Raw genomic sequence first — 16,717 nt, forward strand, 5'->3', positions numbered from 1 at the left:
TTAATTAGCGATTTCTAAAGAATGGCGGTGTTTCAAGTTCGTCATCTTCTTCCTTAATATCTGTAAAGCGCTCTACACGGCTAGAAGGCACAGGTTCTGCTTGACGAACGATTGATTCACGACGTAAATCCCAGTCTCCAAAGGCTGAAGCTCTAGAAGTTTCTACAGTTGAGCGATGAGAAGGAGCTGGCATTTCTCTTGTTTCTGCCATATCGAAGTTTCGATCATAATGAGCAGATGATTGTGCTGAGCGTACTTGCTCAGCTCGGCTCGCAGGTTTAACGCCTTGCAATCCACTTACCTTATCAACCTTATCCTCTTTAACACCTGTTGCAACAACAGTCACACGGATTTCATCCTTCATAGACTCATCAATAGAAGTACCAAGCCAGATGTTGACACCATGACCAGCTGCCTGATTAACGATTTCAGAAGCTTCTTCCGCTTCAATCAAAGTCATATCTAGGCCACCAGTAACGTTGACGATCACGTCTTCTGCACCGTCAATAGTTGTCTCAAGAAGTGGAGAGTAGATAGCTTTGCGAGCTGCTTCGATCACACGTTCTTCACCGCTTCCAATACCGATACCCATCAAAGCATTACCTTTGTTTTCCATAACAGTCTTCACGTCTGCAAAGTCAAGGTTAATCAAGCCAGGGCTGGTAATCAAGTCAGTAATACCCTGAACCCCTTGGCGCAATACGTTATCCGCTTCACTCAAGGCTTCGAGAAGCGGAGTTTTCTTATCAACAATTTCCAAAAGATTGTTGTTTGAAATAATCAAAAGAGTATCTACATGTTCACGCAGTTCATTGATTCCTTCAACGGCAAAATTACCACGCTTGCTTCCTTCAAAGCCAAATGGACGTGTCACAACTGCTACAGTTAGGGCGCCTACTGATTTAGCAATGCGAGCAATAACTGGTGCTGCTCCTGTACCAGAGCCACCACCCATACCAGCAGTGATAAAGACCATGTCTGCTCCTTGAAGGGCTTCTGTCAAGACTTCTTCGCTTTCTTCAGCTGCTTTACGACCAACCTCAGGTTGACCTCCAGCACCCAGACCACGAGTCAACTTAGGACCAAGCTGGATAACTGTTTCTGCTTTTGCACTGCTAAGTGCTTGCACATCTGTATTTGCTGCGATAAATTCTACACCAGCAAGACCTTCATCGATCATTCGGTTAATAGCGTTTCCGCCGCCACCGCCGACACCAATTACTTTAATGACTGCGCCTTGTGCTGCAGCCGCATCAAATGAAAATGTCATAATCTATTTATTCTCCTTACTCAAACATATTACCAATTAAATTGCGCATCTTATCTGTAAGACTAGCTTTTGGTTCCTCTTGTGGTTCTTCATTTCTAAGCGGTGCAATTTCTGGTTCCACCTCTTGAACTGGTTGAACTGGTTCAACTGACTGATGATCAAAGCGAGGTACTCTATAACTTGGACGTTCAAAGCTAGTTGCTTGATGACGCAACTGCTCGTCTCCACGAACAGCAGCTTGTGCAATTCGATCCACTTCGGTCAGATTGCCAGCATACTCTGAAAGACTAATCACGTGGGCAAAAGCTGGATTACGGATACCGATTTGATTTGGTACATATAATTTAGCGTGAACGCCAAATACTTCCTGAGCTAATTCTACAACGCCAGGCAAGATTGCTCCACCACCAACGATGACAATACCACCAGGAAGATCTAACACGTGTCTTCTATCTAAATCTTGCTTGATTTGTTCAAAAACATGTTTGATACGAGCAGAGATGATTTCAGCTAGATAGGTTTCTGTGATTTCAACTGGATTAACTTCCCCGATAACTTCAACTGGGAAAGATTCTGTGCCTGCAAATGGTACATAAGCTACACCATAGTTAAACTTCAAGCTTTCTGCCAATTTCTGAGAAGTTTTCAAGACTTTTGAAATGTCTTTTGTGACATAGTCGCCGCCTTCTTGATAGATATTGGTAAATTGTAATTCTTGATTTTTTACAGAAGCAACTGTAGTTTGTCCGCCACCCATATCAATGACTGTCGCGCCAAACTCCCGTTCTCCTTCGTTCAAGATGGATTTTGTCATCGCTAAAGGAGAAATAATGATATTCTCCAATTTCACTCCTGCACGCTCTACTGTCTTACGGAGATTATGCAGGATTGTACGAGGACCAGTGTAGAGTAGGCCGCGCATTTCTAGGCGAATCCCCATCATACCACGAGGATCACGGATTCCTTGGAAGCCATCAACAACAAACTCTTCTGGGATGAAGGTAATTACTTCACGGTCAGGAGTCATGCTCTTGGTCAAGGCAGATCTTACAACGCTCTCGACATCTTCATCGGTAATTTCTTTGGAGTCACTAGTCACAGGAATCATTCCTTGAGTTGGCTCAATCTGCAGTAAATTTGCAGGCAAGCCAACATTCACTAGTCCAATTGAAATCCCCGCTTTTTCCTCTGCTTGAGAAATTGCTGACTTAATAGCCGCTGCTGCTGCTTCAATATCGACAATAATCCCATCTTTAACGCCAGCACTCTTTGCATTGCTGACTCCAATAACATTCATTTCACCATTGATGTGCTCTGCCACCAACACTTTAATTGTGCTACTTCCTATATCTAATCCAGTAAAAAAGCCATCTCTAGCCATTACATCAGTCCTCTCTGTCTTCCACGTTTCCATTCTAATACAAATAACTCTAGAAAATAGGGTTATCCAAACCTTATTATATCATAAAAATACGAAATTGGCGCAGTTTTTTATCTATAATAATTAGTTATTTTCAGAAATCTCTGGCTTTTCTGCCTGAGATTGAGCAGAATGCTCGGTAGATTGCTCTGCATGTTGAGTTGAAGATTCTGTATCTTGCGCATCGTTACTAGCTTCATGGATAGCTTCATTTTCTGTGCCTTGCGCGTAGCTAAAAATACCAGCCTCCATATCAACCACGCTTGGCACTTCCAACTGAGGATGAATTCCTTCATAGTAGGGAAGTTTCTTAGCAATATGAGAAATTGGAACTAAAATTTGGTGCTCATCAGACATGGTGATAGTCACTAAATCCTCTGTCACCTTGCTAGGAGTTAAATCAACTTTTCTAATGCTCTTTTTGACTGAATCGGGAACATTCTTCAGTTGTTGAACGAATTCCTTGATCAAACCTGCATCCGAAAAGGTCACATCCATCCGCTCCTCCGGCAAGGCATCAGCCGCAACCTCATTTTTTACGTATTCTCCACTCGTTAAAATAGGATAATACTTAGAATCTTTCTGCAAATAACCTAAAATGCCATATTCCTGAACATCGATTTTGAAAGTCAGCGGAAATTGATAGGTCATCTCTACATTTTCAATCCAAGGGCTGGAAGCTTTCAGATTTTTCTCGTAATGATGGCGATTTTTGTAAACAGTGACAGTGTAATCGCGCTGATCGATTTTGCTACTGCTTCTTAGCTCCTCCTGACTCACTACCTTGTTTCCTGTAAATTCAATGGTCTTCATAGTTGCAAGCGGTGTGAGGAAATAAAGGGAAACTAAGAAGATTAGAGAACTTGTCACTAAAACTGGCAAAGCTCGATACCAATGGATTTTCTCAATTGGAACTTTCGGAGGCTCAAGCTGCTCTATTTCTTCTTCATCTAGCTCTTGATCCTGAGCTTCAGCTTCATCTTGCTCCTCAACTTCAGACTCACTTTCAGAATCTTGAACTGCATCTTCTTCCTCACTTGTAGGAGAGTCTGTGTCAATTTCTTCGGAGACAGTATCTTCTTCGTTAGAAGGCTCCTGATTTTCCAGTTCCGCCTTCATTTCTTCTTTTTTCTGCTCTAGTTCAGCTCTCTTTTTCTCTAACTCAGCTTGCTTTTTTGCCTTTTCTTGAGCTTTTTTCTCAAGGTACTCTTTGTTTCTGACTTGCCATTCAGAAAGAGAAAGTTGAGCAGTTTCTTGCTTATCTTCCTTGCTTTTTTTCATTTTTTCCCTTTGTTAATATCTTGCTTCAAAATTTCATAAAAATCATCTACCGATTTTAATTCAGGTGCTTTTCCCATTCGTTGATAGTAAGCATCCTTTTCTCTTAGTAAATCATCCACTGCTACTTGGAGATTAACCCGATTCAAGTTTTCTTCATTGATTTTAAGCGCATAGCCTTTTTCCAAGAAGTAGTTGGCATTTTCAATCTGATCTCCTCGACTTGCCCCAAGCCCCAAAGGTACAATCACTTGCAACTTCTTCATCGCCAGTAATTCAAAGATGGTATTGGAACCGCCTCGTGTCACGACGACATCTGCCATAGCCATCAGTGGCTGATACAGATCTGTCACATAGGATACCCGATAGATACGGTGGGAAAGTTCATCCAAGCTAGCATCGCCCGTCAGATTGATAATATTATATTTTTCAATCAAGCGATCCTTGTTTTTTGTAATAAAATCATTGAAGACTTTCGCTCCTCCTGAGCCACCGACAAAGAGCAAGGTAGGTTTTCCTTCTGTGAAATGAGCCTTAATTTTCTCAATCTCAGCTGGTTCTGTTTGAGGGAGGGCCGCAATCTTGGTCACCGCTCCAACATGTTCAGCCTTGCTCAGTCCTTCTGCCTGCTCAAAAGTCGTGAACATCTTTGTCGCGCATTTATAACCAATTTTATTAGCCAAACCAAGCGACAAATCAGACTCATGGATAAAGACTGGAACGCCCGTCACCTTCGCAGCAATCACTGGCGGAACAGATACAAAGCCTCCTTTTGAAAATAGGGCTTTGGGACGGACTTTTAACATGATGCCCAGCGACTGGAGAATGCCACCTGCCACTTTAAAAACATCCCAGAGATTCTGCCAAGAAAAATAGCGACGGAGCTTCCCAGTTGCAATCGAGTGGAAAACAACAGGTAGACCTGATTTTTGAATTTCCTTGTACTCAATCCCATGGCGGTCACCGATATAATGGACTTCCCAGCCCTCCTCGATAAATTTAGGCATCAGCAAAAGATTGAGGGTCACATGGCCAACCGTCCCTCCGCCTGTAAATACTATTTTTTTCATTTTATCCCTTTAATTCTTTAAACACGGCAAGGAACTCATCGCCCCGCACTTCAAAATTCTTATACATATCCCAACTAGCATTGGCTGGACTAAGAAGGACAATATCCCCAGGCTCCGCCACAGAAAAGGCTTTACGAGTAGCATCTCTGATATCTGAAGCATCCAGATAGCTTACTTCTGCCTGATCCGCAGCCCGCTTAACACGCGCAGCCGATTCTCCCAAAATTACCATCTTTTTCAGGTCCTTGATATCTGGCACCAATTCATCAAATTCATTGCCACGATCCAGACCACCAGCAATCAGAATGACCTTGCTATTGTCAAAGCCTGACAAAGCCTTTTGAGTCGCTAAAATATTAGTCGATTTACTGTCATTGTAAAATTTGACTTGATTGATTTCGCCCACATACTGGAGACGATGCTTGACACCACCAAAATGAGCCAGAGTTTCTCTAATAACTTGATTGTCAATCCCGCGCAGTTTGGCTACTGCAATGGTTGCTAGAGCATTTTCTACATTGTGGCTACCAGGCACGCCTAGTTCAGAAGCTTTCATAATGGCTTCCCCACGGAAAGTCAGCACATCGCCGTCCAAGTAAGCTCCATCGACCTGTTCTTGGCTTGAAAAAGGAATCACCTGGGCTGCCGTTTTCTTAGCTAATTCTTTGGCCAAATCTTGATTGTAATTTAAAATGACATAGTCAGAAGCTGTCATATTTTTTTGGATATTCCACTTGGCTGCCACATATTCCTCAAAAGAGCCGTGATAGTCCAGATGCGTCGGCATCAGATTTGTAATCACTGCTATTTCTGGATGGAAGGCTTCGATTCCCATCAGTTGGAAAGAAGAAAGTTCCATGACCAGAGTATCTGTTTCACCCGCATCTTGAGCAACTTGACTAGCTGGAAATCCGATATTTCCTGACAAGAGGCCATTTTGTCCGCCTGCTGTTAGCACTTCCGCAATCATGGTTGTCGTAGTCGTTTTTCCATTTGAGCCAGTAATCCCAATAATCGGTGCATCCGAAATCAGATAGGCCAGCTCGACTTCAGTAATAACAGGAATCTTCTTTTCCAAAGCCCTCATGACCATAGGATTATTGTAAGGAATGCCCGGATTTTTCACCATCCATTCAAAATCTTCATCCAACAGTTCCAGAGGATGACCACCTGTCACGACTTTAATTCCTTCTTCTAGCAAAGATTGGGCTGCTGGATTTTCTTCGAAAGGTTTCCCATCATTGACCGTCACAATCGCTCCCAGTTTATCCAAAAGACGGGCAGCTGACTCCCCTGATTTAGCTAAACCCAACACCAAAACTTTCTTATTGGCAAATTTTGAAATAGTCTTCATCATGTACCTCTTCATTCATACTACCTTCTATTTTACCTTTTTTTGCGAAAATAAAAAAGTCATATCAGGCTTTTATTTTAACTGTTATCAGCTTTTAATAAATAAGAAGAAATATTATTCTATTTGAAACCTTTGAAAAACCTATTTATACAAGCAGTGACTATTCAAAACATTTAATTGCCAGTGACTTATCAAACCTGACCTACTCACTGATGGTGAACAGAATTCAAAAGAATTAGGCTCTCGCTAAACGAAAAAACATCGGTATCTGTATTATCTTTCTACTCAATCAAAACCATCATCGAAGAATCTCGCTTTAGATAAACAAAAGGAATTAGGCTACCGAAAGTCTACACGACCTTTGAAATCCTAATTCCTTCCTTATAGTTTATGAGTTTAAAGTTTCTTTTGATTTCTGAGATGGTACTAGACGCTCGATGTCCATCAAGGCCCACACTGTAATAATAATCAAAAAGATACTCACAAATAATTCTCCAGGTAATTTAAAAATTTGAAAAATTGCCAAAGCAAGCAAAATGATCAAGGCAACCAGCAAAAGTACAAATGTCAAGACATTCAGCGTTCCCTTAATACTAGTTGGAATGGCAAATACATAGAAAAGCAGGATTAATATTCCAATAATCAGGTAAATCATGCTGCTCCTTTCTACCACCAGTCAACTCAATGATTTATTCTGCTGCTTGTTTTTTCTTGTTTTTATTAGCTTTTTCACGTTCTTGCTTGTTCAAGATTTGTTTACGCAAACGGATAGACTCTGGTGTTACTTCCATGTACTCATCGTCGTTCAAGAACTCAAGTGACTCTTCAAGGGTTAAGATACGAGGTGTCTTGATAACTGCTGTCTGGTCCTTGGTAGCTGAACGAACGTTGGTCATTTGTTTGGCCTTGGTGATGTTCACTGTTAAGTCGTTTTCACGAGAGTTTTCACCAATGATCATCCCTTCGTAAACCTCAGTACCTGGGTTAACAAAGATAGTACCACGTTCTTCGATAGACATGATAGAGTATGTTGTAGCCTTACCAGCGTCAATAGAAACAAGGGCACCACGGTGACGTCCACCAATTTCCCCTGGGATCAATGGCAAGTATTGGTCAAAGGTATGGTTCATGATACCGTAACCACGAGTCATTGACAAGAACTCAGTTGAGTATCCGATCAAACCACGCGCTGGAACAAGGAAGACCAAACGAGTTTGACCATTACCAGTTGAAATCATATCCAACATTTCACCCTTACGTTCAGAAAGGCTTTGGATAACAGATCCTTGGTATTCTTCTGGAGTATCGATTTGAACACGTTCAAATGGCTCGCATTTAACACCATCAATCTCTTTTACAATAACCTCTGGACGAGATACTTGAAGCTCATAACCCTCACGACGCATGGTTTCGATCAGGATTGACAAGTGCAATTCTCCACGACCTGAAACGGTCCACTTATCTGGTGAATCTGTTGGATCCACACGAAGGGAAACGTCTGTTTGCAATTCTGCTTGCAAGCGTTCTTCAACCTTACGAGACGTTACCCATTTTCCTTCGCGACCAGCAAATGGTGAGTTGTTGACCAAGAAAGTCATTTGAAGAGTTGGCTCATCGATGTGTAGGATTGGAAGAGCTTCAACTGCGTCTGTCGGAGTAATGGTTTCACCGACAAAGATGTCTTCCATACCAGAAACGGCAATCAAGTCACCTGCTTTAGCTTCTTGGATTTCACGACGTTCCAAACCAAAGAAACCGAAAAGTTTTGTAACACGGAAGTTCTTCGTTGTACCATCTAGTTTAGAAAGGGTAACTTGGTCTCCAACTTTCACACTACCACGGAAGACACGTCCGATACCGATACGACCTACGAAGTCATTGTAGTCCAAAAGTGACACTTGGAACTGCAAAGGCTCATCTGAATTGTCGACTGGAGCTGGAATATGGTCAATGATGGTATCAAAGATTGGTGCCATTGTTTTTTCTTGATCAGCAGGATCGTCAGAAAGTGAAGAAGTTCCGTTGATAGCTGAAGCATAAACAACTGGGAAATCAAGCTGATCATCATCTGCACCAAGCTCGATGAAGAGTTCCAAAACTTCATCCACTACTTCTGCTGGACGAGCTGATGGTTTGTCGATTTTGTTGACAACCACGATTGGGACAAGGTCTTGTTCCAAGGCTTTTTTCAATACGAAACGAGTTTGTGGCATGGTTCCTTCGTAGGCATCTACGACCAAAACAACACCGTCAACCATTTTCATGATACGCTCAACTTCTCCACCGAAGTCCGCGTGTCCTGGTGTGTCCATGATATTGATACGAGTTCCATTGTAAGCAACAGCTGTATTTTTAGCAAGGATGGTAATTCCACGCTCTTTTTCGATATCGTTTGAGTCCATAGCACGCTCTGCCAATTCAGTACGAGCATCAAGAGTTTCAGACTGCTTCAATAATTCGTCAACGAGGGTTGTTTTACCGTGGTCAACGTGGGCGATAATCGCAATGTTACGGATATCTTCTCTTAATTTTGTCATGATTTCCTCTAATATTTAAATTTTTATTTCTAACTAAAAATTATAACACAGTTTTTTCCAAAAAACACGGGCTAACCAAGTGTAAATGTTTTCATAGGTAAATCGTAAACTGTAGTCATTTTTGCAATTTTACTTCCGAAAGTGTATGATAAAAAGAAAAAAAAGAATCGATCCAAACCTTTGAAAGGAAAACTCATGCGCCTTGATAAATTCTTAGCCCTAGCTAAGATTAGCCGGAAAGAGATGAAACAAAAACTGCGACTAAGGCAGATTATAATTGACGGCCAAGCAGCTCGCTCTCTCAGTCAAAATGTCGATAGTGGCCTCCAATCCATTAGCCTGGCTGGTAAAACTTTAAACCACCTAGCCCATCGTTATTTTCTGATGAACAAGCCCGCTGGTGCTGTCACTGCCAATTCTGACGCAGACAAGCTGACTGTCCTAGAGCTAATTGCCCCAGAAGATTTTAATGACCAACTTTACGCCATCGGCCGTTTGGATCGCGACACACGTGGCCTTCTCCTTATTACAGATAATGGACCACTGGGATTTCAACTCCTCCATCCACAATACCATATTGCAAAGACCTACTATGTCGAAGTCAACGGTCCTCTTGACCAAGAAGCCACAATCGCTTTTCAGCAAGGAATTGTTTTTCTGGATGGCACCCGTTGCAAACCCGCCCAACTTCAGATTCACTCGACTAGCCTCGAGCACTCCACCGCCTCAGTTACCATTTCTGAAGGAAAATTTCATCAGGTCAAGAAAATGTTTCTAGCAGTTGGTGTCAAGGTTACCTATCTCAAACGCACTCATTTCGGTGATTTTCAGCTGGATCCCAATCTAGCAGAGGGCAGTTATCGACCACTGAATCCTTCCGAACTCGAGATTATCAAAGGCTATTTGAAACAAACCTGATAAAATAAAAAGGCTTATTCAAGCCTTTTTATTATTTATTACATAAATCCATTCATAGTCAGAAGAATTCCTGCATTCCAGTTGATGACAGAGATGACAATACCGATGATATTAAGAATTCTTTCTATTTTATAATCTAATTGAGTTTCTTTTTGATGAGAATTGCCCAAAACCAGACCGATAATACCTAAAACAAGGCCAATTAAATTATAAGTAGTCAGCTTTGTATATATTTTTACAAAGAATCAGCTTGTCTTTACCTTGCCGCTCCAAGAATCAAGACCGTAAGACAGGATATAAATATCATTAAAGCCTTGCTTCTTCAAGTAGATTGCCGCATTGGTCACACGTTGCCCACGGCTATTTTCATAAAGAAGAACTGGTTTGTCTTTGCGAAGCGCATTGATACTAGACTTGAGCTGTTGGGACGGAATATTGCGCGCCCCCAAGATATGCTTGCGATGGAAATCCGATGGATCACGCAAGTCAATCAATTGTCCCTGACGAATCAAAGCTTCAAACTCACTATTATCTACTACTTTAGCTGCACGACGAATACGGAAATAATTGAAGCCCATCCAAGCCAACATTCCCAGCAAAATTGCCCATAAAGTCCAAATTCCCATTCTAGTTTCTCCCTTTATCTTCTAAATACTTCAACTCTACTTGATGTTCTCTGCGAAGAACCGCCTCAGCCGCCAGATAATCAAGCTTATCCATCAGGCCAGCATCGTAAATCCGCTCCAGCTCAATTTTCATCATCTCAATATCATAAAGACGCTTGCCCATATAGATAATGATCCCGAAATTTTTAAGAAATTGCTGCACATCATAGAGTGTTTTCATGAGCTATATTTTATCAGATTTTAGCAAAGTTTTCAAGATGACAAAACAGAAAAGACAGCCACATAGGCTGCCTTTTCCGGAGATTATTATGAAAAAGAAAAGTTTAGGAGTTCTATCAAACAAAGTTAGGAGGTCTTCATTTGATAATCTTAGTATAAAGGAAGAAGCTTAAACAATCCTTAAGAAAAAACAGAGAGTGGGACAGAAATCGGTAATTCGTTAGAATTCGATTTCGTCGTCCCACCTCCGCACAGTTGAGTAGGGCTGTAAAAGCTGATGAAATCAGCGTAGTAGAGCCCACTCAACCACTGCGTCTTGCTCGACAATCCAAAGACAATTGAGAGGCTAGGACTTTTGTCCCAGCCTCTTTAAACATCATTTTACAAACCTGGTGCTTGGCCAAGCTCAGCTGTCAACATCCAGATCGTCTTTTCAAGGTCTGCCTTAGCTCCAACGAAGATATCGTTGGTCACATCGTCGTCTTCTTCATCCGTCACATCCAGAGCTTCTTGATAAAGATCTGTCAGATAACGGAAGATTTCAATCACGCGCTCCAAGCTTTCTTCAACATTCTTGCTGAATTCGCCAGCCCTTTCTTCAATTTTGCTGTGTTGGATAAACTCTGTCAGAGTTGAATAAGGCTTGCCACCTAGAGTAATCAAGCGTTCGCTGACTTCATCCAATGTTCCATCAATTGTATCCATGTATTCGTCCATTTTTGGATGCCATACCATGAAGCCTGCACCACGCATATACCAGTGAACTTGGTGAAGAGCGATACGAGCTGTATAAAGATCTGAAACCACTTGGTTAAGAACTGCTTTGGTTTTTGGTAAAGAATTTTGGTTAGTGAAAGTTGCTACGTCTGCTGCAGCGCCATGTTTTACTTGAGTCATAATGATACCTCTCTTTTTATTTATAATTATTCTAATCTTTATTGATTATGTTTTAATTATAATGCTTCTAATTAAGAAAGTCAAGCCTTAAAACTCAAAATTTCACTTTATTAGAAAAGTTGTAAAATTTCAAAATTTTTCTGCTCAAAATCACGAATAAATAAGTATGATACATCTATACTTTTTTCTGGTCGGAACGATTTTAGCCTCATTTCTAGGCTTGGTCATTGACCGCTTCCCTGCACAGTCCATCATCTCTCCAAGCAGTCACTGTGACAACTGCAAGCAGATGCTCAAAGCACGGGATTTGATTCCTATCCTTTCTCAGCTTCTTAATGGCTTCCGTTGCCGTTTCTGCAAGATCCGCCTTCCTATCTGGTATGCTGCTTTTGAGTTAGTGCTGGGCTTACTTTTTCTAAGCTGGAGTTTAGGCTATCTTCCGCTAGCCCAGCTCTTACTGCTAACTATGGGCTTGACCTTGGCCATCTACGATCAGCGCGAGCAAGAATACCCCCTTCTGGTCTGGCTAATCTTTCAGTTTTTGCTGATGGCGACAGCGGGCATCAATCCGCTCATGCTCTTCTTTTTAACCTTGGGACTTCTAGCCTTCTTTTTTAATCTTCGTATTGGAGCTGGCGACTTTCTCTTTCTAGCTTCCTGCTCTGCTATTTTCAGCCTAACAGAGATTCTCATTCTTATCCAAATAGCTAGCTTCTCTGGCCTCGCCTGTTTCTGCTTTAAAAAGAAAAAAGACAGGCTAGCATTTGTACCCTGTCTTTTGTTTGGTGTGGTGGTGATTATTTCTTATAAGCTGCTGCTTCTTGGATAAAGGCTGCTATGCTGGCATCCTTTTCATGAAGAGCTTTGACAATCTTAGATCCGACAATGACTCCATCTGAGACTTGATTGAAGCGGTCAACATCCTCTAAAGTCGAAACTCCAAAGCCCGTCAGCACTGGAATCTCTGCAATATCACGGAGTTTGCTCAAATGCTGGTCCAAATCATTGCGGTAGCTGCCGCTCTTACCTGTCACACCATTGATGGCTACAGCGTAGATAAAACCCTCAGCTTCCTTGATCAGCTCCTGCTGACGTTCTAGTCCAGTCGTCAGGCTCACTAAAGGAATCAGAGCAAGATCTGAATCTTCCAGTAAAGGCAATATGAAATTTCTGTGCTCGTAGGGCAAATCCGGAATAATCAATCCTTTAACCGGTGTCGTAGCTAGGTCCTTGACGAAATCTTTGAGGCCGTACTGGAAAATGGGATTGAAGTAGGTCATGATGATAAGAGGCAGCTGAGTGTCCAACTTCTGCAAGCTTGCGATTAAAGACTTGGCCGAAGTATGGTGACCCAGACTTCTCAGACCGGCTTCTTCAATCACTGGCCCATCTGCAACAGGATCTGAAAATGGCAGACCGATTTCAATGGCTGACACACCCAAGTTTTCCAAAAATACGATAGTTTCTGCTAATCCGGCTAAACCTTTCTCGTGATCACCAGCCATGATATATGGAAGGAAAATCCCCTTTCCTGCTTTTTTGATGGCTTCTAAATGCTGAGTGAGTGTTTTAGTCATGGGCACCTCCTTTTTGAGCCGCTTCTTTTTCCAAGCGTTCCTTTACCTGAACGACATCCTTGTCACCACGGCCGGATAGGCAGACAATCATTGATTTATCTGGCCCCAACTCCTTAGCCAGCTTAACTGCGTAAGCAATAGCGTGACTAGACTCTAGAGCAGGGATAATTCCTTCAATGCGAGACAGGAGCTGGAAGGCTTCCAAGGCTTCTTCGTCTGTGACTGGCACATAAGTGGCACGTTTGATAGCATTAAAATGAGAATGTTCAGGACCGATGCCCGGATAGTCTAGCCCGGCAGAGATAGAGAAAGCTTCCAGAATCTGCCCTTGCTCATCCTGCAGGACATCCATCAAGGCACCGTGTAAAACACCTGGCCGGCCCTTGGTTAAGGTCGCAGCGTGTTCATCTGTATCGATGCCTCGCCCAGCCGCTTCTGTTCCATACATGGCAACTGTGCTATCGTCTACAAAGGGATAAAAGAGTCCAATAGCATTGGAGCCACCGCCAACACAGGCCACTAAAGCATCTGGCAAGGCACCTGCATTTTGCTCAGCAAACTGGCGCTTGGCCTCACGCCCAATCACGCTCTGGTAGTCACGGACAATCTCTGGGAAAGGATGGGGTCCCAAAGCTGAACCCATAATATAGTGAGTATCATCAACCTGAGCCACCCAAGCTCGCAAGGCAGCATTGACTGCATCCTTGAGGACTCTAGAACCATCGGTCACTGACTCCACCTTAGCTCCCAGAAGTTCCATCCGAAAGACATTGAGGGCTTGGCGCTTGACATCTTCTTCGCCCATGTAAATGGTACAGTCCATGTTGAAAAGGGCTGCAGCGGTGGCTGTAGCTACCCCGTGCTGACCTGCACCAGTCTCGGCAATAATTTTCTTCTTGCCCATTCTCTTAGCTAGCAGGACCTGGCCTAGAGCATTATTGATTTTGTGGGCCCCGGTATGGTTGAGGTCTTCCCGCTTCAGATAAATCTTAGCACCGCCAGCATAGGCTGTCAGATTTTTTGCAAAATAGAGAGGATTTTCTCGCCCTACATACTGCTTCAGCAACTCATCCAGCTCTGCCTGAAAGGTTGGGTCTTTTTTACTCTCACGGTAGGCTTTATCCAGCTCCAAAACTGCTGTCATCAGCGTTTCGGGAACAAAGCGTCCGCCAAACTCACCGTAAAATCCTTCTTGATTGGGTTGATTATATGCCATCTTTCACTCTTTCTATAAATTCTTTTATCTTCTCTAAGTCCTTCTTGCCGTCAGTCTCGACCCCGCTTGAGACATCAACTGCGTAAGGGGCGAAGTGCTGAATAGCTTCTCGGACATTTCCTGCATTCAAACCACCGGCGATAAAGAAGGGCTGGTGGATTTGATTCTTGTCAAAAACTTGCCAGTCAAAGGTCTGACCACTACCAGCAAGTGGTGCATCAAAGAGCAGGTAGTCCGCTTGTTGGCTGACTCCTTTTAATGCTCCTTTGACCTGATAAGCTCGAATAACCGGCCGGCCAATCTGAGGCAGAAGCTCCTCATCAAAATCGCCATGAATCTGCACCAAATCCAGATTTGTCACCGAAATAGCTTCCCGCAGCTCTGCCAAGCTCGGAGAGACAAAAACTCCTACCTTCCGGACAGCAGGCGGCACCAAGGCAGCTAGCTTCTGAGCTTGCTCCAAACTAACTCTCCGACGGCTTTCAGCAAAGACAAAGCCAATATAATCCGCACCAGCCCGGCATGCCGTCTCCACAGCACTGGCCGTTGATAAGCCGCAAATCTTAACCTTTGTCAATTTTCAGCTCCTTGATTTTTTCTGCCACATTCTCAGCCTGCATCAGGGCTGTTCCGACTAAAATCGCATGGAAATAAGGAGCTACTAGTTCAGCATCTTCCTTGCTGAAAATAGCGGACTCAGATACGTAAACCCTGTCATCTTTGAAATGGGCAGATAGCTGAAGACTTGTATTGATATCTGTCTCAAAAGTAACTAGATTGCGGTTATTAACACCGATTATCTGTGCTCCTATTCTATGGGCAATTTCCAGCTCCGCCAGATTATGGGTTTCGACCAAAATTTCCAAACCTAAACCTGTAGCAAAATCATAGAGTTCTTGCAGCCGCTTTTCAGACAAGGCAGCCACAATCAGAAGAATAACTGTCGCTCCTGCATTACGAGCGCGAACAATCTGCTTCTCATCAATGATAAAGTCCTTATTGAGGGTTGGAATGGTCACTTGAGTGGAAATCTCTCTCAGGTAATCCAGATGTCCTTTGAAGAAAATCTCATCTGTCAGAACCGAAATCATGGCTGCACCGCATCGTTCATAGGTGCGAGCCTGCTCCACAATATCCACAGCAAGATTTATATCTCCCAGACTGGGGCTGGCTTTTTTGACCTCAGCAATCAGCTGCAGCTCTTTGGACTGGCTTTTGAGATACTCATAGAGGGAATAGGTCGAGCGCAGTGGTTGCAGCTCTTCATAGGACATAGCTGCGACTTCCTGCTCTTTTTGCTTTAGAATGGTCGGGAGAAATTCTTTACTCATTTCTGATACTCCTGTAGTTGCTTGAGTTTTTCATAGGCTGCTCCACTGGCAATCACTTGGCGAGCCAAAGCTATTCCTTCTTCTATGCTGTCTGATTTCCCATTAGCATAGAAGCCTATACCTGCGTTCAGAACTGTCATTTCCAGATAAGGGCTGGCTTGATTTTGCAGGACAGATACCAGAATATCTGCATTTTCTTTGGCATTACCTCCACGAATTGCTTCAAGAGGAATTTCTTCCATGCCAATATCTGACGGTAGAAAGCTATGCAGGCTGATCTCCCCATCTGCCAGCAAAGCGTACTGGGTACGACCATGAAGACCGGCCTCATCCAGACCATCTGGCCCCGACACGACCACTGCACGCTTGCGGCCCATATTTTTCAAAACTTCTGCCGTGCTCTCCAGCATATCCGGTCGACTGGTGCCCAAAAGCTGGGTTTCTAGAACCATCGGATGAATGAGCGGCCCAGTCAGGTTCATGATAGTGGGAACACCTAGACTGAGACGAGCTGGCATGATATATTTCATAGCTGGATGAAGGTTTTTAGCAAAAAGAAAGACTATTCCCGTCTGATCAAAGACCTTACCCAAGCTGGCTGTATCCATGTTTAGGTTAATCCCTAAAGCTTCTAAAACATCAGCCGATCCTGATTTAGAGGTAATGGATCGATTGCCGTGCTTAGCCATCTTGATCCCACCACCTGCTAATACGAAGGCCGCTGTGGTCGAAACATTAAAACTAAATGATTTGTCACCACCAGTTCCACAATTGTCCATGGCTGTGCGGATTGTAGTAGGGATCTGCGGAGTATGGCCTCGCATAGCCTGAGCCAAGGCTGTCCGTTCCTCTACTGTTTCCCCTTTCATCTTGAGAGCCAGCAAAAAGGCTGCAATTTGTGTTTCTGTTACTCTTCTAGTAACGATGCGCTCTAGCACATCTGACACTTCGGAGCTGCTTAAATCCTTAAAATCTGCTAGTTTTGCAATAATTTCTTTCATAAT

At 43.1% G+C, this 16,717-nt stretch carries 17 protein-coding genes and 1 pseudogene; 2 read left to right on the forward strand and 16 right to left on the reverse strand.

The features are described 5' to 3' along the window. Nucleotides 1-4 precede the first annotated feature (4 nt). The 7 genes from ftsZ to typA all read right to left on the reverse strand — a co-directional run bounded on the left by ftsZ (nucleotide 5) and on the right by typA (nucleotide 8,929). Nucleotides 5-1,270 (reverse strand): cell division protein FtsZ, encoded by a 1,266-nt coding sequence (ftsZ, locus tag HBA50_RS07220; protein WP_045499091.1) that lies wholly within the window; start codon nucleotides 1,268-1,270, stop codon nucleotides 5-7. Nucleotides 1,271-1,286: 16 nt separating this feature from the next. Beyond that, entirely contained in the window at nucleotides 1,287-2,651 is a 1,365-nt protein-coding gene (ftsA, locus tag HBA50_RS07225; protein WP_045499088.1) for a cell division protein FtsA, read from the reverse strand. 123 nt (nucleotides 2,652-2,774) lie between these two features. Then, on the reverse strand, nucleotides 2,775-3,971 hold the full coding sequence (locus HBA50_RS07230) for a cell division protein FtsQ/DivIB (protein ID WP_045499085.1): 1,197 nt from the start codon (nucleotides 3,969-3,971) through the stop codon (nucleotides 2,775-2,777). Beyond that, complete coding sequence (locus HBA50_RS07235; RefSeq protein ID WP_045499082.1) at nucleotides 3,968-5,038, reverse strand: UDP-N-acetylglucosamine--N-acetylmuramyl-(pentapeptide) pyrophosphoryl-undecaprenol N-acetylglucosamine transferase; 1,071 nt, start codon at nucleotides 5,036-5,038, stop codon at nucleotides 3,968-3,970. Before HBA50_RS07235 ends, HBA50_RS07230 begins: the two co-directional genes overlap by 4 nt. Nucleotide 5,039: 1 nt before the next feature. Continuing rightward, a complete protein-coding gene (gene murD / locus HBA50_RS07240) occupies nucleotides 5,040-6,392 on the reverse strand; it encodes a UDP-N-acetylmuramoyl-L-alanine--D-glutamate ligase (RefSeq protein WP_045499079.1) in 1,353 nt (450 codons plus the stop codon). 388 nt (nucleotides 6,393-6,780) lie between these two features. Next, nucleotides 6,781-7,047 carry a DUF3165 family protein gene (locus HBA50_RS07245; RefSeq protein WP_045499076.1) on the reverse strand — a complete coding sequence of 89 codons (267 nt, stop codon included), beginning with the start codon at nucleotides 7,045-7,047 and terminating at the stop codon, nucleotides 6,781-6,783. Nucleotides 7,048-7,081: 34 nt separating this feature from the next. Further along, nucleotides 7,082-8,929, reverse strand: a complete 1,848-nt coding sequence (gene typA, locus HBA50_RS07250; protein WP_005590809.1) for a translational GTPase TypA — start codon at nucleotides 8,927-8,929, stop codon at nucleotides 7,082-7,084. Nucleotides 8,930-9,124: 195 nt separating this feature from the next. Here typA and HBA50_RS07255 point away from each other — a divergent pair, with 195 nt between their 5' ends. Further along, nucleotides 9,125-9,847 (forward strand): 16S rRNA pseudouridine(516) synthase, encoded by a 723-nt coding sequence (locus HBA50_RS07255; protein ID WP_045499074.1) that lies wholly within the window; start codon nucleotides 9,125-9,127, stop codon nucleotides 9,845-9,847. Nucleotides 9,848-9,885: 38 nt separating this feature from the next. Here HBA50_RS07255 and HBA50_RS07260 read toward each other — a convergent pair. The 4 genes and pseudogenes from HBA50_RS07260 to HBA50_RS07280 all read right to left on the reverse strand — a co-directional run. Next, nucleotides 9,886-10,053: pseudogene (locus HBA50_RS07260) on the reverse strand (DUF4190 domain-containing protein); the annotation flags it as partial. Nucleotides 10,054-10,092: 39 nt separating this feature from the next. Further along, on the reverse strand, nucleotides 10,093-10,473 hold the full coding sequence (locus HBA50_RS07265) for a rhodanese-like domain-containing protein (protein WP_045499072.1): 381 nt from the start codon (nucleotides 10,471-10,473) through the stop codon (nucleotides 10,093-10,095). 1 nt (nucleotide 10,474) lies between these two features. Beyond that, entirely contained in the window at nucleotides 10,475-10,693 is a 219-nt protein-coding gene (locus HBA50_RS07270) for a YqgQ family protein (RefSeq protein ID WP_045499069.1), read from the reverse strand. 380 nt (nucleotides 10,694-11,073) lie between these two features. Continuing rightward, nucleotides 11,074-11,589, reverse strand: coding sequence for a Dps family protein (locus tag HBA50_RS07280; RefSeq protein ID WP_045499066.1), 516 nt, complete (start codon nucleotides 11,587-11,589; stop codon nucleotides 11,074-11,076). Between the two features lie 166 nt (nucleotides 11,590-11,755). On the opposite strand from HBA50_RS07280, the gene HBA50_RS07285 reads away from it, so the two are divergent. After that, complete coding sequence (locus HBA50_RS07285) at nucleotides 11,756-12,418, forward strand: prepilin peptidase (protein ID WP_045499063.1); 663 nt, start codon at nucleotides 11,756-11,758, stop codon at nucleotides 12,416-12,418. On the opposite strand, the gene trpA is transcribed toward HBA50_RS07285, so the two are convergent. From trpA to trpD, 5 genes are read right to left on the reverse strand one after another with little or no spacing between them, the layout of a single operon-like run. Further along, entirely contained in the window at nucleotides 12,387-13,166 is a 780-nt protein-coding gene (trpA, locus tag HBA50_RS07290) for a tryptophan synthase subunit alpha (RefSeq protein ID WP_045499060.1), read from the reverse strand. The two genes, HBA50_RS07285 and trpA, sit on opposite strands and share 32 nt — an antisense overlap. Next, nucleotides 13,159-14,382, reverse strand: a complete 1,224-nt coding sequence (trpB, locus tag HBA50_RS07295) for a tryptophan synthase subunit beta (RefSeq protein WP_045499057.1) — start codon at nucleotides 14,380-14,382, stop codon at nucleotides 13,159-13,161. The genes trpA and trpB overlap by 8 nt, the downstream gene beginning before the upstream one ends. Continuing rightward, nucleotides 14,372-14,959: a phosphoribosylanthranilate isomerase gene (locus tag HBA50_RS07300; RefSeq protein WP_045499054.1), complete on the reverse strand. Its 588-nt coding sequence runs from the start codon at nucleotides 14,957-14,959 to the stop codon at nucleotides 14,372-14,374. Before HBA50_RS07300 ends, trpB begins: the two co-directional genes overlap by 11 nt. Then, nucleotides 14,946-15,713: an indole-3-glycerol phosphate synthase TrpC gene (gene trpC / locus HBA50_RS07305; RefSeq protein ID WP_045499051.1), complete on the reverse strand. Its 768-nt coding sequence runs from the start codon at nucleotides 15,711-15,713 to the stop codon at nucleotides 14,946-14,948. Before trpC ends, HBA50_RS07300 begins: the two co-directional genes overlap by 14 nt. Next, complete coding sequence (trpD, locus tag HBA50_RS07310; protein WP_045499049.1) at nucleotides 15,710-16,714, reverse strand: anthranilate phosphoribosyltransferase; 1,005 nt, start codon at nucleotides 16,712-16,714, stop codon at nucleotides 15,710-15,712. The genes trpC and trpD overlap by 4 nt, the downstream gene beginning before the upstream one ends. Nucleotides 16,715-16,717: the final 3 nt, after the last annotated feature.

The sequence above is a fragment of the Streptococcus cristatus ATCC 51100 genome, assembly GCF_011612585.1.
Taxonomy (GTDB): Bacteria; Bacillota; Bacilli; order Lactobacillales; family Streptococcaceae; genus Streptococcus; species Streptococcus cristatus_H.